Origin of the sequence: Enterococcus sp. AZ170, from assembly GCF_050545135.1 — a bacterium.
GTDB classification, from domain to species: domain Bacteria; phylum Bacillota; class Bacilli; order Lactobacillales; family Enterococcaceae; genus Enterococcus_L; species Enterococcus_L ureilyticus.
In genome coordinates this window covers 2,206,142-2,226,054 of record NZ_CP172947.1, presented here as the reverse complement: position 1 = coordinate 2,226,054, position 19,913 = coordinate 2,206,142, and the positions used below count along the sequence as shown (strand labels likewise).

At 38.9% G+C, this 19,913-nt stretch carries 16 protein-coding genes; all 16 read left to right on the top strand.

All coding sequences use genetic code 11. The features are described 5' to 3' along the window. Positions 1 to 3 precede the first annotated feature (3 nt). The 16 genes from ygfK to yedF all read left to right on the top strand — a co-directional run bounded on the left by ygfK (position 4) and on the right by yedF (position 19,903). Complete coding sequence (gene ygfK, locus IGJ55_RS10825) at positions 4 to 3,009, top strand: putative selenate reductase subunit YgfK (protein ID WP_430606474.1); 3,006 nt, start codon at positions 4 to 6, stop codon at positions 3,007 to 3,009. Positions 3,010 to 3,058: 49 nt separating this feature from the next. Then, a complete protein-coding gene (gene hydA, locus IGJ55_RS10820; protein ID WP_430606473.1) occupies positions 3,059 to 4,441 on the top strand; it encodes a dihydropyrimidinase in 1,383 nt (460 codons plus the stop codon). Between the two features lie 52 nt (positions 4,442 to 4,493). Continuing rightward, positions 4,494 to 5,687 (top strand): diaminopropionate ammonia-lyase, encoded by a 1,194-nt coding sequence (dpaL, locus tag IGJ55_RS10815; protein ID WP_430606472.1) that lies wholly within the window; start codon positions 4,494 to 4,496, stop codon positions 5,685 to 5,687. Positions 5,688 to 5,692: 5 nt separating this feature from the next. Further along, complete coding sequence (locus IGJ55_RS10810; protein WP_207121398.1) at positions 5,693 to 7,009, top strand: YgeY family selenium metabolism-linked hydrolase; 1,317 nt, start codon at positions 5,693 to 5,695, stop codon at positions 7,007 to 7,009. Positions 7,010 to 7,102: 93 nt separating this feature from the next. After that, positions 7,103 to 8,296, top strand: coding sequence for a knotted carbamoyltransferase YgeW (gene ygeW, locus IGJ55_RS10805; protein ID WP_069639847.1), 1,194 nt, complete (start codon positions 7,103 to 7,105; stop codon positions 8,294 to 8,296). 289 nt (positions 8,297 to 8,585) lie between these two features. Continuing rightward, a complete protein-coding gene (arcC, locus tag IGJ55_RS10800) occupies positions 8,586 to 9,524 on the top strand; it encodes a carbamate kinase (protein ID WP_069639848.1) in 939 nt (312 codons plus the stop codon). A 31-nt stretch (positions 9,525 to 9,555) separates the two neighbouring features. Further along, positions 9,556 to 9,936: a RidA family protein gene (locus tag IGJ55_RS10795; RefSeq protein ID WP_069639849.1), complete on the top strand. Its 381-nt coding sequence runs from the start codon at positions 9,556 to 9,558 to the stop codon at positions 9,934 to 9,936. A 99-nt stretch (positions 9,937 to 10,035) separates the two neighbouring features. Next, positions 10,036 to 11,355 (top strand): nucleobase:cation symporter-2 family protein, encoded by a 1,320-nt coding sequence (locus tag IGJ55_RS10790; RefSeq protein WP_430606471.1) that lies wholly within the window; start codon positions 10,036 to 10,038, stop codon positions 11,353 to 11,355. A gap of 103 nt (positions 11,356 to 11,458) precedes the next feature. Continuing rightward, entirely contained in the window at positions 11,459 to 12,073 is a 615-nt protein-coding gene (locus IGJ55_RS10785) for a nucleoside-triphosphatase (protein ID WP_430606469.1), read from the top strand. 24 nt (positions 12,074 to 12,097) lie between these two features. Continuing rightward, positions 12,098 to 12,469 carry a winged helix-turn-helix domain-containing protein gene (locus IGJ55_RS10780; RefSeq protein WP_069639852.1) on the top strand — a complete coding sequence of 124 codons (372 nt, stop codon included), beginning with the start codon at positions 12,098 to 12,100 and terminating at the stop codon, positions 12,467 to 12,469. Beyond that, the gene (gene xdhC / locus IGJ55_RS10775; protein WP_429949270.1) at positions 12,466 to 13,482 is read left to right on the top strand and encodes a xanthine dehydrogenase accessory protein XdhC; all 1,017 of its coding nucleotides are present in this window, start codon (positions 12,466 to 12,468) and stop codon (positions 13,480 to 13,482) included. The genes IGJ55_RS10780 and xdhC overlap by 4 nt, the downstream gene beginning before the upstream one ends. Before the next feature lie 338 nt (positions 13,483 to 13,820). Further along, positions 13,821 to 16,400, top strand: a complete 2,580-nt coding sequence (xdh, locus tag IGJ55_RS10770) for a selenium-dependent xanthine dehydrogenase (protein ID WP_430606468.1) — start codon at positions 13,821 to 13,823, stop codon at positions 16,398 to 16,400. 109 nt (positions 16,401 to 16,509) lie between these two features. Further along, a complete protein-coding gene (locus tag IGJ55_RS10765; protein WP_430606467.1) occupies positions 16,510 to 17,157 on the top strand; it encodes an NTP transferase domain-containing protein in 648 nt (215 codons plus the stop codon). Continuing rightward, the gene (sclA, locus tag IGJ55_RS10760) at positions 17,111 to 18,262 is read left to right on the top strand and encodes a selenocysteine lyase SclA (RefSeq protein ID WP_069639855.1); all 1,152 of its coding nucleotides are present in this window, start codon (positions 17,111 to 17,113) and stop codon (positions 18,260 to 18,262) included. The genes IGJ55_RS10765 and sclA overlap by 47 nt, the downstream gene beginning before the upstream one ends. 11 nt (positions 18,263 to 18,273) lie before the next feature. Then, a complete protein-coding gene (gene selD / locus IGJ55_RS10755) occupies positions 18,274 to 19,296 on the top strand; it encodes a selenide, water dikinase SelD (protein WP_430606466.1) in 1,023 nt (340 codons plus the stop codon). Between the two features lie 16 nt (positions 19,297 to 19,312). Further along, positions 19,313 to 19,903, top strand: a complete 591-nt coding sequence (gene yedF, locus IGJ55_RS10750) for a sulfurtransferase-like selenium metabolism protein YedF (protein ID WP_430608159.1) — start codon at positions 19,313 to 19,315, stop codon at positions 19,901 to 19,903. Positions 19,904 to 19,913 lie beyond the last annotated feature (10 nt).

The following is a 19,913-nucleotide window of genomic DNA, read 5'->3' as shown; positions in this document are numbered from 1 at the left end:
GACATGAGCGACATCATGCACCCGATTTCAATCGATGGGTTATTGAATTGGATTTTGAATGAATACAAAAATGAATCAACTATTTTTGGTGTAAGGAAATTTTACAAAGCGGATCCAAGTAAAATATTGTATTTATTCGGTGAAAAAATGGAAACACCGTGTGGTCCGGCAGCGGGTCCCCATACACAATTAGCTCAAAATATTATTGCGTCGTATTTAACAGGATCACGTTTTTTTGAAGTCAAAACAGTTCAAATCATTGATGGAGAAGATTTACCTGTCAGCAAACCCTGTATTACAGCAGCAGATGAATGCTATAACGTGGAATGGTCAACTGAATTACGTGTTCCTCAAGCCTTTGACGAATACGTGAAAGGGTGGTTCATTTTAAAATTGCTCAGTAAAGAATTAAATTTAGGCGATCCAGATGGCTTTATTTTCAATATGAGTGTTGGCTATGATTTAGCAGGGATTCAGTCACCAAAAGTTGATCAATATATCACAGATATGCAAGAGGCAAAAGAAACAGCGATTTGGCAGGAATGTATAGAAGTTTCCTATAAATACTTACCTCAATTTAAAAATATCGATAAAGCATATATTGATGCCATTAGTTCAAAGGTCTGTCGTTCAATTACCCTGTCCACACTGCATGGTTGTCCATCAGATGAAATCGAACGAATCACAACCTATCTATTAGAAAGCAAAGGGCTAAATTCATTCATTAAATGTAATCCAACGATGCTAGGCTATGAATATACACGTCAAACAATGGATGAGCTAGGTTTTGACTATATGGTTTTTGATGATCATCATTTTATCGAGGATTTGCAATTTGAAGACGCAGTTCCTATGTTAAACCGTCTACAACGATTAGCTGATAGTAAAGGCTTAAACTTTGGCGTAAAAATCACCAATACATTCCCTGTGGGTATTGCAGAAGATGAACTGCCAGGTGACGAAATGTATATGTCAGGACGTTCCTTGTTCCCGTTAAGTATTTCGTTAGCTAAAAAACTGTCGGATGCATTTGAAGGAAAATTACAAATTTCTTATTCAGGCGGAGCAGATGTCTTTAATATCAAAGAAATCTTTGATGCGGGAATTTGGCCGATCACTATGGCAACAACGTTGTTAAAATCAGGTGGGTATCAACGAATGAATCAAGTCGCAAACTTATTAGGAGAATCAGACTATCCAAGTCAAGTTCAAGTGAACCTTGAGAAATTGACTAGAATTGTAGAAAAAGCAAGAACGCAAGCACGTTATAAAAAATCAATTAAATTACCCGAAAGTCCTAAACTACGTAAAACAGTCCCATTAACCGATTGTTATACAGCACCTTGTCGTAGTGATGGTGGCTGTCCGATCGACCAGGATATTCCAGCGTATCTTCGTTACGTCAGCGAAGAAAACTATTTAGATGCATTAAGAGTAATCGTTGATAAAAATCCGTTGCCGTTTATTACTGGAACAATTTGTGCTCATCCATGTATGACGAAATGTACTCGTCAGTTTTATGAAGGCTCGATCAAAATCCGTGAAGCAAAATTAGAAGCAGCCGAGCATGCCTATGATGAATTGATGGCAACGATGAAAAAACCGATTCGTAAAATAAATGCAGCTAAAACAGCCGTTATCGGAGGCGGTCCTGCTGGAGTATCTGCAGGATATTTATTAGCGCGTGAAGGAATGCCTGTAACCGTATTTGAAAAAGCCGATACGATTGGCGGTGTGTGCAGTCAAATCGTACCAGAATTTAGAATTTCGATGAAATCAGTTCAAAATGACGTGGAAATGGCTAAGTTTATGGGGGCTGAATTTATAACTGGACAAGCTGCTCCGAGCATCGAAGAACTACGTGAACAAGGGTATACTAACGTAATTTATGCTATTGGTGCGTGGAAACATGGCAAGTTGAGATTAGAAACAGGGAAAACACTTAATTCGTTAGAATTTTTAAAAGCGAATCGAGAAAACCCAATGATCAACCCTTACGGGGAGCAAATCGTCGTTGTTGGGGGTGGTAATACCGCGATGGATTGCGCTAGAGCGGCTACTACTTTACCGGGTGTGAAAAAAGTTTCCGTGGTTTATCGTCGGGATAAACGGAATATGCCTGCGGATGAGGAAGAATTGTATTTTGCTCTAGGAGATGGCGTAGAATTTTTAGAATTATTATCGCCTATTAAATTGGCTGATGGTCTACTTACTTGTGAAAAAATGCGCTTAGGTACACGCGATAGTTCTGGACGCCGAAAACCTGTAGCCACTGGTGAATTTACTGAAGTTTTAGCGGATACAGTGATTGCAGCAGTGGGAGAGAAAGTGGATACCGACTTCTATCAATCAATCGGTATTCTAACTGACCAATATGGCAAAGTTGTCTCGAATCAAGACACATTAGAAACCAATTTAAAAGATGTTTATGTAATCGGTGATGCAAATTTAGGACCAGCAACGATCGTAGAAGCCATTGCTGATGCTACCAAAGCTGCTGGAAATATTTGCCAGCTCCATAATAAGCACTATGAACAAACAAACCTTAATGATGACGTTGCCTTCGTTCGAAATAAACGAGGAATACTTGAAACAAACGAAGCTCTTTGTGGCCAAGCAAGTAATTGTCTAGAATGTTCAACGATTTGTGAATCGTGCATGGATGTTTGTCCCAATCGAGCGAATATCGTAGTTAACGTCAAAGGACAACCACAAATCGTTCATGTAGATCGAATGTGTAATGAGTGCGGGAACTGTGAAACATTCTGTCCATATGCAAGTGCACCGTATAAAGATAAATTTACGTTGTTTAATACAGAAGCAGATTTTGAAAATAGTACGAATTCTGGTTTCTATGTAATCGATCCAAGAGAAAAAAGCTGTATAGTCAGATTATGGGGGAATACATCACTCGTTAACTTAAACTCTCAAGAATTAGCTATTCCGACAGATATTATCGAGTTGATGGATACGATGATTGAAGAGTATGACTATTGTATGCAAATGTAAAAAGACATGAGTTGCGCAAAAACAACTTCTGATCAATGGAGGTTAAAAAATGTCTATTCTTTTAAAAGGCGGTACTGTAGTGTCCGCAAAAGGGCGTCGGCAAGTAGATGTAAGAATTATTGACGAGAAAATCGTTGAAATGGGCACAAACTTAAAAGCAGAAAGTTCTATAGTAGAGGATGTTTCTGGTTGTTTTTTACTGCCGGGTTTTATTGATGCTCATACACATTTAGAGTTGAATAATGGAAAAGGATCATTGGGAACAGCAGATGATTTTTACACGGGGAGTAAGGCGGCTGTCGCTAAGGGAACAACGACTGTGATTGATATGGCTACACCAAGTAAGGGGAGTTCATTAAAAGACTGTCTTAACGCTTGGAATCATTTAGCAAATGACAATAGTTCCTGCGATTATACCTATCATATGTCGATCATTGAATGGAATCCTAGTATTAAAGCAGAAATCAACGAAATAATTGATGCAGGCATCACTTCCTTTAAGATGTATATGGCGTATGACAATTTAAGAACGACTGATGCTGAACTGTATGAGGCAATGAGAGAAATTCGTAAGTATCAAGGAATGCTAGGTGTCCATTGTGAAAATGGGGATATGGTCAATGAGATGATCGCAAAATTTATTGAGGAGAGGAAATTGTCACCTCATTATCACCCATTGACTAGACCGGATTCAGTAGAAGCCGAAGCGGTAGAGCGTTACTTAATGATTGCTGAGCTGGCTGATTTACCAGTGAATATTGTTCATTTAAGTACGAAGGCCTCGTTAGAAGCGGTAGAACGAGCAAGAGCTCGGGGGCAAACCGTATATGTAGAGACCTGCCCACAATATTTAGTTTTGGATGATCATTTATACGATGGACCTGATTTTGAAGGAGCAAAATATGTTTGCTCACCACCATTGCGCAGCATCGATGATCAAAACGCACTATGGGCAGGTGTGATGGATGGTCAGATCAATACAATCTCAACGGATCATTGCAGTTTTAATTTTGAAGGGCAAAAAACAATTGGAAAACATGATTTTAGCAAAATTCCTAATGGGATGCCTGGTGTAGAGTCTCGCCCAGAATTGATTTATACCTATGGCGTGACGACTGGCAAAATCAGTTTAGAACGTATGATAGGGTTATTATCAGAAGACATTGCCAAACAGTTTTCATTGTATCCTCAAAAAGGGGTCATTCAATCTGGCAGTGATGCTGACATCGTCGTTTGGGATCCCGAGACAATTGGGGTACTATCAGCGACAACTCAGCTGCAAAAAGCAGATTATACACCTTATGAAGGAATGCAGACGAAAGGAAGCGCCAGATCAGTTTATCTAAGAGGCCAAAAAGTAGCTGAACAAGGTCAGGTTATTCAAGAAAAACAAGGAGCATTTATCTATCGAACAATTAAAAATAAATCATAGTGGAATCAATCAACTTGTGTTGATTTAAATAAATAGACGGAGGGGTAATTTTTTGGGAAAAATAAAATGGACGGCAAATGAAATGCCTAAAACAGATGATCAGTATTTATCACTGATGTCAAAAGAAGCTATTGAAAAAGCCTTAGCGTTTCATCGGAGTTTTCCTCAATACAATCAGACACCATTAGCTGAATTAAAAAATATGGCAGAATATTTAGGGTTAAAGGATTTTTTTGTCAAAGATGAATCCTATCGTTTCGGCTTAAATGCTTTTAAGGTGCTGGGCGGCTCATTTGCCATGGCAAATTATATGGCAGAAAAATTAGGGAAAGATGTTGCTGATTTGACCTATGATGTTTTAACTTCCGACAAACTTCGGGCTGAATTTGGTCAAGCAACTTTCTTCACAGCAACGGATGGCAATCATGGGCGAGGTGTTGCTTGGGCAGCGAATAAATTAGGACAGAAATCAGTTGTTTTAATGCCGAAAGGCTCAACGCAAACGCGCAAGGAAAATATCGAAAAAGAAGGCGCAACCGTTACGATTGAAGAAGTCAATTATGATGAATGTGTTCGAATGGCTAATAAAATGGCAGAAGAAACTGAGAACGGTGTCATGGTGCAAGATACTGCTTGGGACGGATATGAAAAAATTCCAACCTGGATCATGCAAGGCTATGGGACGATGGCCTTAGAAGCTTCTAAGCAATTAGAGGAAGCGGGAAATAAACGTCCGACACATGTTTTTGTTCAGGCAGGCGTAGGTAGTTTAGCTGGAGCAGTTGTGGGCTATTTTGCCAATCTTTATCCTGATAATCCTCCAAAAATGGTAGTAGTCGAAGCGCAAGCGGCGGATTGCTTGTACAAATCGGCTATTGAAAAAGATGGTCAAATTCGATTTGTCGAAGGTGACCTTCAAACAATCATGGCAGGACTTGCTTGTGGTGAACCAAATACAATTTCATTCGATATTTTAGAAAATCATACCTCAGTCTTTGTATCAGCACCAGACTGGGTTTCAGAAAAAGGAATGAGAATGCTTGGGGCACCATTAAAAGGTGATTCACAAGTGATTTCAGGAGAATCAGGAGCCGTGGCTATGGGCTTAGTTGCAACTGCGATGCAAGATCCTGAATATAAAGAATTATGGGATACATTGAAACTTGACGAAAATTCAACTGTTTTAATGTTTTCAACAGAAGGCGACACAGATCCAGATAATTATAAAAAAATCTTATGGAGGTAATATAAATGGATTTCAAAAAAATCAACGCAGCAGCAGAAGGTTATAGAGAGGACATGATCAAATTCTTACGCGATTTAGTCAAAATTCCTGGAGAAAGTGCTGAAGAAGGCGCAAAAATGGATCGTGCTAAAGCCGAAATGCAAAAATTAGGTTTTGACAAAATCGAAGTCGACCCTCAAGGGAATCTTCTTGGCTATATGGGAACTGGTAAAAAATTGATCGCATTTGACGGTCATATGGATACAGTGGGTATCGGTGAGATGAGTAACTGGGAATTTGATCCATACGATGGCTATGAAACAGATACAGAAATTGGTGGACGTGGTACTTCTGACCAAGAAGGCGGAATCGTTTCAGCTGTTTACGGTGCTAAAATCATGAAAGATTTAGGGCTACTAAACGAAAAATATACGGCTTTAGTAACCGTTACAGTTCAAGAAGAAGATTGTGATGGTTTATGTTGGCAATATATTATTAAAGAAGATGGTATTCGCCCAGAATTTGTTGTCTCAACTGAACCAACGGATGGCGGGATTTATCGCGGTCAACGTGGTCGGATGGAAATCAAAGTTGAAGTCAAAGGTGTATCGTGTCATGGATCAGCTCCTGAACGTGGCGATAATGCGATCTATAAAATGGCCGATATTTTACAAGATGTGCGCGCATTGAACAATAATGGAGACACAGAAAGTACGGTTATTAGAGGCTTAGTACGAATGCTTGACGAAAAATACAATCCTGAATGGAAAGAAGCTCGTTTCTTAGGCAAAGGTACCGTTACAGCATCGCAAATCTTCCATTCATCACCAAGCCGTTGCGCAGTAGCAGATGGTTGTACAGTTTCATTAGATCGTCGAATGACTGCGGGCGAAACATGGGAAAGTTGTTTAGAAGAAATTCGCAACCTACCAGCGGTTAAAAAATATGGCGATGATGTCGTTGTTTCAATGTATGACTACGATCGTCCATCTTATACAGGTTTAACTTATCCAATAGAATGTTACTTCCCAACTTGGGTAATTCCAGAAGAGCACGGTGTAACAAAAGCGTTGATGGAAACACACAGAAATCTATATGGAGAAGAACGTGAAGGCTCAAAAGAAACCATTGAGATGCGGAAAGCTCGTCCACTATTAGATAAATGGACATTCTCAACCAACGGCGTGTCGATCATGGGACGAAACGGAATTCCTTGTATTGGCTTTGGCCCAGGCGCCGAAGCGCAAGCTCATGCGCCAAATGAGAAAACTTGGAAAGACGATTTAGTACGTTGTGCTGCAGTGTATGCGGCATTACCAACGGTATACTGCGAAAATAACTAATTAAAAATACAAGGGAAAAACGAACCGATATTCTGATGAGTAAAGGACGTTAGAATATCGGCTATCGAATTACTTATATAGAGGAGAAATGACATGGAAACTTTTAACGACTACATTGCAAAATTGGACAAATTAGAATTTGATAAAATGTATGAAAATGACTTTTTCTTAACATGGGAAAAAACACGTGATGAATTAGAAGCAGTTTTCACAGTAGCAGATACGTTACGATATTTGCGTGAAAATAACATTTCAACGAAAATTTTTGACAGCGGTTTAGGCATTTCATTATTCCGCGATAACTCAACGAGAACTCGTTTTAGTTTTGCTTCTGCTTGTAATCTCTTAGGCTTAGAAGTGCAAGATCTGGATGAAGGAAAAAGTCAAATTTCTCATGGTGAAACCGTTCGTGAAACAGCCAACATGATCTCATTTATGGCGGATATCATCGGGATTCGTGACGATATGTATATTGGCAAAGGGAATACCTATATGCGTGAAGTTTCAGAGTCTGTTCAAGAAGGACATAAAGATGGTGTGCTAGAACAACGTCCAACTTTAGTTAATCTACAATGTGATATTGATCACCCAACGCAAGCGATGGCAGATGCACTGCATTTGATCCATGAATTTGGCGGAGTTGAAAATTTAAAAGGGAAAAAAGTAGCGATGACTTGGGCGTATTCGCCATCTTACGGTAAACCATTGTCAGTGCCGCAAGGAATCGTTGGATTAATGACGCGTCTTGGTATGGATGTTGTCTTAGCACATCCAGAAGGCTATGAAATCATGCCGGAAGTTGAAGAAGTGGCGAAGAAAAATGCCGCTGAAGCCGGTGGTTCATTTATCAAAACAAACAGCATGGAAGAAGCGTTCAAAGATGCAGATGTTGTTTATCCGAAGAGTTGGGCACCGTTTGCTGCCATGGAAAAACGTACACAACTATACGGAGAAGGCGATCAAGCAGGAATCGATAAATTAGAAAAAGAATTACTTGCTCAAAATACCAATCATAAGGATTGGGAATGTACAGAAGAATTAATGAAAACAACCAAAGATGGCAAAGCATTGTACATGCACTGTTTACCTGCTGATATCACGGGCGTAAGCTGTGAAGAAGGAGAAGTTGAAGCCTCTGTCTTTGATCGTTACCGTGTGGAATTATACAAAGAAGCAAGTTATAAACCATATATCATTGCAGCCATGATCTTCTTAAGTAAGGTGAAAAGTCCACAAGCGACATTGAAAGAACTTGAAAAGAAAGCTACACCTAGAGAAGTGAAATAAGAAACAACGAATTACTGGCATGAAGTGAGATGCTTTCTTGATTGATGATGATAGTATCAAAAGATTGATTTATGTGATCATAAGACCTTTCCAAGTCCATGTATGTAGACTGTCGGTTAAGAATAAAGCTGGGTTAAAACGAATCTGTTGTCCACAGATTCTGACTACTTCATGCAAAATCCAGCGTTTACTTAGCAATCATCAGGTGATTTATTGGGGAAGAAAGCATCTTACTTTTAAAATAATATATAAATCGAACAATAAAGTTGAAAACGAGGTGAATCGCTGAATGGTAAAACGAGTTGTAGTCGCACTTGGCGGAAATGCGCTAGGCGATAATTTAACAGAACAAATGACGGCAGTAAAAGAAACGTCGAAAGCTATTGCAGATTTGATTGAAGCAGGATATGAAGTTATTTTGTCTCACGGAAATGGTCCTCAAGTGGGCATGATTCAATTGGCGATGGAAGAACTTTCGTTAAGTAATCCAAGCAAATATCCGACGATCCCTTTATCTGTTTGCGTAGCGATGAGTCAAAGTTACATTGGCTATGATCTACAAAATGCGTTACGAGAAGAGCTATTGAGTCGTAATCTAGACCAAGCAGTTGGCACAGTGATCACTCAGGTGGCTGTTGATCCAAAAGACCCAGCCTTTGCTCATCCAGCCAAGCCGATCGGCCGCTTTATGTCAAAAGAAGAAGCTGATACATTGGTAAAAGAAAAACAAGTAACAGTCGTTGAAGATTCTGGTCGTGGCTATCGCCAAGTTGTAGCTTCACCAAAACCAAAAGAAATTATTGAAATCCAAACAATTACTTCTTTGATTGATGCAGGTCAAACAGTCATCGCTTGTGGTGGTGGCGGTATTCCAGTAGTCAAAGAAGACAATCGTTTAAGTGGTATCGCAGCTGTGATCGACAAAGATTTTTGTAGTGAATTATTGGCGGAAATGGTTGATGCCGATCTATTGATCATTTTAACAGCAGTTGAAAAAGTTTGTATTGATTTCGGCAAACCAACGCAAAAAGAATTAAGTCAAGTTTCAACAGCTGAAATGAAGAAACATGCTGCAGCTGGACAGTTTGCACCAGGATCAATGCTTCCAAAAGTTGAGGCAGCGATTCAATTTGCTGAATCAAAACCAGGACGCAAAACCTTGATCACGTTATTGGAAAAAGCAAAAGATGGAATCGTTGGCAAAACGGGAACTATTATTGAACAATAAAAGCAACACAAGCATGAGAAGGAGTGAGTTGATGTCAAACAAAATGATTAATTCAAGCAATGCCCCAGCGGCTGTGGGACCGTATTCGCACTCAGTATTAGCTGGACAAACCCAATACATCTCTGGTCAATTAGGTTTAGATCCAGTAAGTGGGGCAATGAAAGAAACGGTTGAGCAACAAGCGGAACAAGCATTGATCAATTTAGGGGCAATTCTAAAAGAAACAAATATGAGCTATGACAATGTTGTCAAAACAACGGTTTTTCTAAAAAACATGTCAGATTTCGCAAAAATCAACGATATTTATGGTAAATACTTCTCAAACACGCTGCCGGCCCGCTCATGTGTTGAAGTATGTGAATTACCTAAAAATGGGCTTTTTGAAGTAGAAGCAATCGCAGTCAAAAATTAATTTTTGAAACAATTCTGATCAAAGAAAAGGGTTGCGAATTTTAAGACTCGGATAAGTGCAGTCCTTTTTAAAATAAAAAGCGAAGAAGGAAACTTGCCTATGAGTAAAAAAGAAGAACAAGCATTGTTTGATTATGATGCTAAGTTGTCGATCAAAGAAGCTGTTCCTATGGGCTTACAGCACGTAGTCGCAGCAGTAGTTGGAATTGTTACCCCAGGAATCATGATTGCAAAAGTTTGTAACCTAAGTTCTGGTGATACAACGATCATGATTCAAACGTCACTGATTTTCTCTGCTATAGCAACGATGATCCAATTATTTCCGATTTTTGGAAAAGTTGGCTCAAGATTGCCAGTAATGATGGGTGCAAGTTTTGCTTATGTACCGATTTTAATGGCGATTGGAGGAGATTTTGGGATTGCAGCAATTTTTGGTGCACAGCTAGTTGGCAGTATTTTAGTCATTTTAGTCGGATTATCAATAAAAAAAATTAGAATATTATTTCCACCATTAGTTACTGGTACGGTTATTTTGAGTATTGGCTTGTCCTTATTCCCAGTTGCAATCAAATATATGGCTGGGGGAGCAGGTAGTCCAGATTTTGGATCAGCACAAAATTGGCTGGTCGCGTTGCTGACATTTGCCGTAGTCTTTTATTTTAACTATTTTTCAAAAGGATTTCTTAAATTATCCTCTATTTTAAATGGGATGATTGTTGGCTATGTTGTTTCTCTTGTTTTGGGGATGGTCAATTTCACCCCTGTAAAAGAAGCGTCAGTATTTCAAGTGATTACACCACTTTATTTTGGATTGGACTTTCAAATTGTACCGATTTTGACTTTAGTTGTGATGTTTATCGTGGATGCAGTCCAAGCAATTGGTCAGTTCACTGCAACAACTGTTGGTGCAATGGATCGGGAGCCTACAGATAAGGAACTGTCTGGTGGTATTATGGGAAGCGGTTTCTCCAATTTTATTGGGAGCTTTTTTGGATCAGTACCAGTCGCAACATTTGGTCAAAATGTGGGATTGGTGACCGTGACGAAAGTGATAAATAAATATGTGATGGTTTTTGCTTCAGTCATTTTGTTAGTAGCAGGTTTTGTACCAAAAGTTGCTTCGATTTTGACGACAATACCTTATGCTGTAATTGGCGGCGCGACGGTTTCCGTTTTTGCCTCGATTTCAATGACAGGAGTGCGGATGATTTCATCACAAGAATTAACGCCTAGAAATACAGGAGTTGTCGGGATTTCCTTAGCTTTTGGAATTGGTGTTACATTGTCTGTTGGTTGTTTGAGCGGTTTCCCACCGTGGGTGACAACTATTTTTGGTAATTCAGAAGTTATTTTAACAACAATTGTTGCCGTTATTTTGAATGTCTTGTTGAAAGAGCATAAACAAGTCGCAATCGAGTGACAGTAAAGATTGTCTCCTTAAAAAGATGCAAAAGATAAATGAATAAAGGGATTTGTCTTTTGCATTATTTTAATGAAATAAGTTTAGTAAAGGAAAGTGTCGCGTGAATAGTTTATTTTTAGAAGGAAACAAATTTATCGGAAAATCTACATTGCTCCAAAAGGTGCTTCGGTTGACCTGTTCATCTGTCAATGGTTTTTATGTTAACCGCATAATCAATGATGGAGGACAAATCATTGCTTTTGAGCTCAGAGCAGCCAAAGAGTTATTACAGCAAAAAGCTGAAATGAAAACAATTACGGAGCACTGTTTTATTCAGACGCGAGAAGGGAAACGAATAAGAAATTTGTTTGTCTTTGAAACTTTTGGTATAGAGTTATTAAAGGAAATAAAAAAAGTGCCAGCAGATGTGGTTTTGCTTGATGAAATTGGTGGAATTGAGTTATTATCAGAACCATTTTTAGCGGAATTATTAGCAGTCGTTCGTCATTCGAATAAAATAGTAGGTGTATTTAAATCAGAGCGCAATTACCAACACCAAAAACAGCTTACAATTGAAAAGCTAGAGGTAAACGAACAAAGAGTGCTGTTAAAACGAGAAATTTATAGAAATCAAGGGCAATTAGTAGAGCTGAAGGAAAATAATTTGCATCTGATCAAAAAAAGAATTAGTCGCTTTTCTAAAAAAATATTTTTTTTTCAAGCGTTATCTTTTTAAAGTATAACGAAAGGAGAACATGAAATGAAGGAGCAAGCAGCATTTGACTATACATTGAATTTGAAATTACGGACAAATAAAATATTTTTTGGTCCAGGTATTGTAGAGTTACTTCAACGAATTTCTCAAACTGGCTCATTAAATACTGCAGCGAAGCAAATGAGGATGTCCTATAACAAAGCCTGGCGAATGATCCAAAAAGCAGAAGCAGAGCTGGGCTATCCTTTGATTGTCAAAAGTGTGGGAGGAAGCAATGGTGGAGGTTCTACTGTGACAATCCATGGAAAACGATTAACAACAAAGTTTTTATTATTTCAAAAAAAGACCTACCAAATCACAAACCAATATTTTACAGAAATTTTTAGAGACGATTTGGAGTTGGAGGAAAGAGAATGAGGAAACTTTTTCTACGTTTAGGTGAAGCAATCAAGCAGAGGGAAGACACTGTTTTAGTGACTGTGACCGCAAGTTCAGGTTCAACACCAAGAGGAGCAGGAGCCAGGATGTTGGTATCAAATAATGGTCGTTTGGCTGGAACGATTGGTGGTGGTGCGGTTGAATTTCGTGCTGAGAAGCTTGCTAAAGAAGTTTTAAAGAGTAAGAAAGGAAGAGCAGAACAATTCATTTTGACACCAAATAATAGTGCAGATTTAGGGATGATCTGTGGAGGTAATGTGGCTGTTTTTTTTCAATACTTGTCCTATAAAGATCCTGTCATTGCAATTATTTGCGAGGAAATCAACAAGCATTTTGCAACAAATCAACAATGTTGGCTGATTACAGAAATCACTACTACAGCAGTTGGGGCAGTTGGTTTTTATAGTCTAGATACAGGTTTGATCGGTCGTTTAACAGTTGAGCTTCAAAAGAGAATATTTAAGCAAGGTCAGGTTCAAGTAGTGGTGGATGGAGCGACGTATTTAATCGAGTCTTTGTTGGAAGTCGGAAAAGTGTTTATATTTGGTGCCGGTCATGTTGGACAAGCTGTAGTACCAGTATTAAAAATGTTAGGATTTTACTGTGTTGTTTTGGATGATCGCAAAGCATTAGTTACAAAAGAGTTTTTCCCAGATGCAGATGAACGGATCATAGCTGATCTAGGAAATATTGCAGAAAAAATCCACATCTCTGAAGCAGATTATGCGGTGGTTATGACACGTGGTCATCAATTCGATTTTGAATTAGCACGACAATTATTAAAAACAAACGCCTATTATATTGGTGTGATGGGTAGTAAACAAAAAATTGCTGTACAAATCAAGCGACTCAAAGAGAGCGGTTTTTCAATGGCGGAAATTGATCGAATCAATATGCCAATCGGCTTAAAAATAAATGCTGAAACGCCAGCAGAACTTGCGATTAGTGTCGCAGGGGAATTAATCGAGAAAAGAGCAGCTCTATCGAAATAAGAAATCAGGCGAAAATAGGCGTGAGTTTAGTGACAGAGAAACGATCAACAATTAATCAGAAAAAATCATTATAGGCGGTTTAATGCTACTATTTTTTCTTGTATTCACGATTTCTTTCTTCCGTAGAATTAGTTGCTGAATAGACAAAAAAAGAAGTATACTATGACCAAGAATTCTCACAATATACTGGTGCCATTGGGTCTGCAATGATTGGAATTCAGAAAACATAAACAAAAAAAGTTTTTTTGCTAAAAAAAATTTTTTAGACAAAAGATTTGTGGTATAATCATAGTGAATAAAAGCTATATTTATAACAGAAATTGAGGTGTAAAGAAAAAATGTATTCATTAGTAGTAAATGGCAAGACGGAAACCTGTAGTAAAAATAAGAAATTAATGGATTTTCTTCGGGAAGATTTACGTTTGACTGGAACAAAAGATGGTTGTAATCAAGGCTCTTGCGGTGCATGTTCAGTGCTTATAAATGGGAGGGTTTCCAAAGCGTGCTTATTCACATTAGAGAAGTTAACTGGTAAAGAAATTGTCACAATCGAAGGCTTAGAACCACGGCAAAAAGAAGTTTATGCTTATGCCTTTGCCAAAACGGGTGCAGTTCAATGCGGCTATTGTATACCAGGAATCGTCATTTCGGCTCAAGGATTATTGAATAAAAAAGCTGAACCTAGTGATGAAGAAGTGAGAAAAGCGATTCGAGGTAATATTTGCCGCTGTACAGGCTATGTCAAAATTATTGAAGCAATTCAGCTAGCTGCTAAACTGTTTCGTGAAGAACTGAGCATCCCAGCAGAACAATCATCTGGAAAATTGGGAGAAGATCTTAAACGAGTGGATGCTGTTGAAAAAACGTTGGGGACAGGTTTATATGTAGATGATATTACACTGCCTGATATGCTTCATGCTTCTGCTGTTCGCAGTCAATATCCTAGGGCTAAAGTGGTCACGATCAATTCTGCAAAAGCATTGGAACATCCGGATTGTGTGTCTGTTTTGACTGCAAAAGACGTCCCAGGAAATAATAAAATAGGACATTTAGAATTTATTTCCGATTGGGATGTTTTGATACCAGAAGGTGAAATCACACGCTATGTTGGAGATGCGGTTGCACTAGTGGTTTCAAAAAATAGAGAATCCTTGGAAGAAATCAGAGCGTTAGTAGATGTAACTTATGAGGAATTGATACCAATGATCACTTGTGAAGAAGCGTTAGCAGAAGGTGCTCCTCAGATTCATGAAAAAGGAAATATTTTATCACATGAGCACCTTATTCGTGGTCATGCTGATGAGCAGTTAGCAAAGTCTAAGTATGTCGTAACCCAGCATTATTCAGTTCCTATTAATGAACACGCATTCATGGAACCAGAATGTGCCATCGCTATGCCAGAAGGTGAAGCTGGAATTTTACTTTATAGTGCGGGTCAAAGTATTTATGATGAGCAACGAGAGGTTGCCCGTATGTTAGGAGTTGACAAAGAAAAAATCCATGTTCAAGCAAAACTAGTTGGCGGAGGTTTTGGTGGTAAAGAAGATATGAGTGTCCAACACCATGCTTCACTTGCAGCTTGGTGTTTACAAAAGCCAGTAAAAGTGTTGCTTAGTCGACAAGAAAGCTTAATGATCCATCCCAAACGACATGGAATGGAAATGGATTTCACTACAGGTTGTGATGAAGAAGGTCATTTAACTGCTATGAAAGCGGTGATTTATGCTGATACTGGTGCATATGCTTCATTAGGAGGGCCAGTTTTGCAACGAGCCTGTACACATGCGGCAGGACCATACAAATATCAGCATATAGATGTCGAAGGATTTGCAGTGTATACGAATAATCCACCAGCTGGTGCTTTTAGGGGATTTGGTGTCTGTCAAACAGCCTTTGCTATAGAGAGCAACCTGAACTTATTAGCCGAAAAAGTGGGGATTTCACAATGGGAGATCCGATATAAAAATGCAGTTGAACAAGGTGACTCACTACCAAATGGTCAGTTAGTGTCTAAAAATGCAGCACTAAAAGAAACCTTACTCGCTGTTAAAGAAGCATACGAAACAGCCGAAATCGCTGGCATTTCTTGTTTCTTTAAAAATAGTGGGATTGGTGTAGGCTTATCCGATGTGGGGCGTTGTATTGTTTCTGTAGAAGAAGGGAAAGTTCATGTTAGAACGAGTGCAGCTTGTATTGGCCAAGGGATGGCCACTGTAACAACGCAAGTTGCCTGTGAAACGTTAGATTTACCACCAGAAATGATCATTGCAGAAGCGCCGGATACTCACCGAACGCCGGATTCTGGTACAACAACAGCTTCTCGCCAATCCTTATTTACAGGAGAAGCAACAAGGAGAGCAGCGATGCAATTACGTTATGAGTTAGATATGGGACGTGCTTTGTCTGACCTAGAAGGGCAAGAATTTTATGGAGAATACTCAGCCAAAACAGATCCTTTGATCAATGACAAAAAGAATCCTGTCAGTCATGCAGGTTATGGCTACGCCTCAGAAGTCGCAGTGTTGGATGAGAAAGGAAAAGTTGAAAAATTTGTAGCTGCCTATGATATGGGACAAGTCGTGAATCCCAAAGCCGCTCAAGGTCAAATTGAAGGTGGTATCGTGATGGGAATGGGCTATGCTTTAACAGAAAAATTTGTTATGGAAGAAGGCTATGTAAAAGCAAAATATGCAACATTAGGCTTATTAAATGCAACACAGGTTCCGCCAATCGAAACGATTTTAGTGCAAGCAAAGAATATTCATGATGGCTTGGCTTATGGCATCAAAGGAGTTGGTGAACTGGCAACGATCCCAACGGCTCCAGCATTAGCTGGCGCATATTATGCCTTAGATGGAAAATTAAGACCCACATTGCCGATGGAAGATACTTTTTATCAAAAAAGAATAAATAAATGATTCTGTGATGTGCTTGAAAGCGACGCATGAATAGCGAAAGGAACACATCCGATAAGTAAAATTGGAGGTGTTTCTTTTTTGGCAGAATAAATTTAAAGGAGCGACTGGAGTGCTAAAGATCAGTGCAATTATTATGGCTTCGGGAAAATCGTCTAGAATGGGGGTTAACAAGTTATTTCTCGACTATCAGGGGAAAACTTTTTTAGAACATTCGTTGAGTCTCTCAAGTGAAATTCCTTTTTTTGAGCGTATTTTAGTTATTTCCCCAGAGAATCTTCATGGCTTAAAATTACCAAAAGACCTGAAAATAATTCAAAATCTAGAAGCTGAGAAAGGTCAAAGTACAAGTGTTCGTTTAGGAACAAAGGCTGCATCTGGCGGGGGGTATCTCTATTTGACAGTTGATCAACCATTACTAAATCGTACCTTGATCGAGTGTTTGTTGCCTGCCTACTCCAAAGAAGCAATTGTCTTCCCAGTTGATAAAATGCTAGCGCCATGTAGTCCGATATTCTTTGGAAATAAATTTCGAACCGAATTATTGAAGGTTACTGGGAAAAACGGTGGACGTGCTGTTCGCAATAGACACCCAGAGGCCTGGCATAAAATTCAAGTGGCGGATCCACAGCGATTGATCGATATCGATACGCCAACTGATTATATAAAACTAGTGAATCAAAATTTTTATGTGTCAGAAAGGAAACAAAAAGATGAAACAGCCAGTGTATCTGAATCATGCAGCTACCTCAAACCATAAATTTGCTGCAACTGTTGAAGAATTGTGTCACTATCTAACAGAAAATAATAATTTGAACACAAATCGTGGATCTCAAAACATCGACGAACTTGAATTGATTTTTGATGCGCGCCAAGTTTTGGCAAATTTCTTTCAGGCACCTGATCCTGCGCATATTATCTTTACAGCAAATGCAACAACTTCACTGAATATGATTCTTAATGGGTTGTTAAAAACAGGAGATCATGTCATAACCACCGCAGTAGAGCATAATGCAGTGGCCAGACCACTTCATAGGTTGGAGGTAGAGGGGCAAATCTCTGTTACACGCTTGTGTTGTGATCAAAAAGGCCAGCTTGATCCTGATCAACTCAAATCAATGATAAGACCTGAGACCAAAGTGTTAGTGATGACGCACGCCTCAAATGTTTTAGGAACGATACTTCCTGTGAGCGACTGCTTTAAAATCGCAAGAAATCATGGAGTGATCACTGTTTTGGACAGTGCCCAAACAGCAGGTTTTTTACCAATTGATATGACGGAAATGTCCATCGATGTACTTGCTTTTACAGGTCACAAAGGCTTGATGGGGTTGTCTGGAATTGGCGGATTTGCGCTAGCTAAAAATAGAGAACCCATGATTGATCCTTGGTTGACTGGTGGAACTGGGAGTGCATCCTTGTCTTTTGAACAGCCTGTTTTTTTACCAGACAAATTTGAGCCTGGTACGTTAAATATGTTGGGCATTCTAAGTTTAAAAAGTGCAATCCAATCAATTGAGCGAATTGGGTTAAACAATATAGCTGCTCACGAACAACTGTTAACGAAACGATTTCTAGAAGGATTAGAAAAGTTACCAGTCACTGTTTTAGGAACCTCCGATCCATTTAGCAGGGTTCCAGTTGTTTCCATTACAGTAGCGCGGCTTGATGCAGGGGAATTTTCTCAACTGTTATTTGACCGTTATCAAATCATTACGCGTTCTGGCTTACATTGTGCCCCCCTTGCTCATCAAACAGCAGGAACTTTAAAAAGCGGAGCTGTTCGTTTTAGTTTTGGGTGGAATACGAGTGTTGAAGAAATTGATTACACCTTGCAAGCAATCAAAGAAATTTTATCAGCTTAAGGAGAAAAATAATGAATTTTTTATCGCAATGTACATCTGGTGGTTGTGGCGCCAAAATTGGTCCGAATGATTTAGCTGGATTGTTAAGTAATTTACCTAAGTTTTCAGATGAAAAATTAGTAGTAGGTTTTGATACATCGGATGATGCTGCTGTCTATCAAATATCAGAACAGCTTGCGCTGATCTCAACAGTCGATTTTTTTTCACCAATGGTAGAAGACCCTCGTACATTTGGTCGAATTGCCGTCGCAAATGCGCTAAGCGATGTTTACGCTATGGGCGGGCAAGTTTTGTTTGCATTGAATTTAGTTTGCTTTCCTGAAAAAATGGAGAAACAAGTGCTTTCAGAAATTCTGATTGGTGGGGCAGAGAAGCTTAAAGAGGCCAAGGCGTCATTGGCAGGAGGGCATTCGATTTATGATCACGAGTCTAAATATGGATTAGCAGTAACTGGACAAGTTGATCCTAATAAAATGATTCATAACAACACACCCAAAATAGGCGATAGCTTAATTCTTACCAAAGCATTAGGGGTTGGTTTGATCCAATCTGCTGTAAGAGGAGGTATGGCATCAGAGGAAACAGAAAAAGTAGCCATTGCTTCTATGGAACGCTTAAATAAATATGCAGCAGAAACAATGGCTGATTTTTCAGTCAATGCTTGTACTGATGTAACAGGATTTGGCTTGTTAGTCCATGCATTAGAGATGGCTGTTGACACGACTACCTTAGTGATTGATTCAGAACAGTTGCCCCTGTTGCCTGATGCTTATCATTATGCCGAAGAATTTCTAGCAACTGCTGCTGGACAAAGAAATCGCGAATTTATAGGAGAAAGAATTGATCTGACTTCAGTTACACCAGCTTTTCAAGAGATTTTATTTGACCCGCAAACATCAGGTGGTTTACTGCTCAGTGTTTCGGCTCAAAATGCTGCGAAATGTCTTGAAGCAATCCAAAAAAACGATCCAGTAGCAAGGATCATCGGTGAAGTCTGTGAAAGAGAAGAAGATCAATCAATTATTATTTTATAAGAAAGAAGGGGCTTTGATGAAGAAAATCAATGCGATTGGTAAGCCTTGTCCAATTCCCGTCATCGAGACTAAAAAAGCAGTTAGAGAAATGAAAAGTGACGGAGGCCAAATAGAAATCAGTGTTGATAATGAAATAGCGGTCCAAAATATCAAAAAAATGACTGTAGGTCTTGGCTTGAAAATGACGCAAATTCAATTGGAAAAAGATAAATTCATCATGTCGATCGACGTTCCTAAAGAACAGGAACAAACAAAATCAGAAATATCAAATAGTGAATTGGTGATTGCTTTTGGGAAAAGAACAATGGGAGAAGGAGACGCAGATTTAGGAGAAATATTATTGAAAAGTTATATTTATTCTCTAACTGAATTAGATACACCGCCTGAGTATTTACTTTTTTTCAATGCTGGCGCGTTTTTGACGAATCAAAATTCAGGAGCGTTAAAAGATTTACAAACATTGGCAGAACAAGGGACTCAAATTAGCACTTGCGGTGCTTGTCTAGACTTTTATCAAATCAAAGATACCTTGGCAGTCGGTGAAATCACAAATATGTATGGCATTACAGAAGTTATGGCACAAGCAAAAAAAGTCATTAATATCTAATGGACGAGGT

What these genes read in the sequence shown, in the direction of transcription:
- ygfK (WP_430606474.1), top strand. Translation starts at nt 4, where the DNA reads ATGAGCGACATCATGCACCCGATTTCAATCGATGGGTTATTGAATTGG.
- hydA (WP_430606473.1), top strand. Translation starts at nt 3,059, where the DNA reads ATGTCTATTCTTTTAAAAGGCGGTACTGTAGTGTCCGCAAAAGGGCGT.
- IGJ55_RS10810 (WP_207121398.1), top strand. Translation starts at nt 5,693, where the DNA reads ATGGATTTCAAAAAAATCAACGCAGCAGCAGAAGGTTATAGAGAGGAC.
- ygeW (WP_069639847.1), top strand. Translation starts at nt 7,103, where the DNA reads ATGGAAACTTTTAACGACTACATTGCAAAATTGGACAAATTAGAATTT.
- arcC (WP_069639848.1), top strand. Translation starts at nt 8,586, where the DNA reads ATGGTAAAACGAGTTGTAGTCGCACTTGGCGGAAATGCGCTAGGCGAT.
- IGJ55_RS10795 (WP_069639849.1), top strand. Translation starts at nt 9,556, where the DNA reads ATGTCAAACAAAATGATTAATTCAAGCAATGCCCCAGCGGCTGTGGGA.
- IGJ55_RS10790 (WP_430606471.1), top strand. Translation starts at nt 10,036, where the DNA reads ATGAGTAAAAAAGAAGAACAAGCATTGTTTGATTATGATGCTAAGTTG.
- IGJ55_RS10780 (WP_069639852.1), top strand. Translation starts at nt 12,098, where the DNA reads ATGAAGGAGCAAGCAGCATTTGACTATACATTGAATTTGAAATTACGG.
- xdhC (WP_429949270.1), top strand. Translation starts at nt 12,466, where the DNA reads ATGAGGAAACTTTTTCTACGTTTAGGTGAAGCAATCAAGCAGAGGGAA.
- xdh (WP_430606468.1), top strand. Translation starts at nt 13,821, where the DNA reads ATGTATTCATTAGTAGTAAATGGCAAGACGGAAACCTGTAGTAAAAAT.
- sclA (WP_069639855.1), top strand. Translation starts at nt 17,111, where the DNA reads ATGAAACAGCCAGTGTATCTGAATCATGCAGCTACCTCAAACCATAAA.
- selD (WP_430606466.1), top strand. Translation starts at nt 18,274, where the DNA reads ATGAATTTTTTATCGCAATGTACATCTGGTGGTTGTGGCGCCAAAATT.
- yedF (WP_430608159.1), top strand. Translation starts at nt 19,313, where the DNA reads ATGAAGAAAATCAATGCGATTGGTAAGCCTTGTCCAATTCCCGTCATC.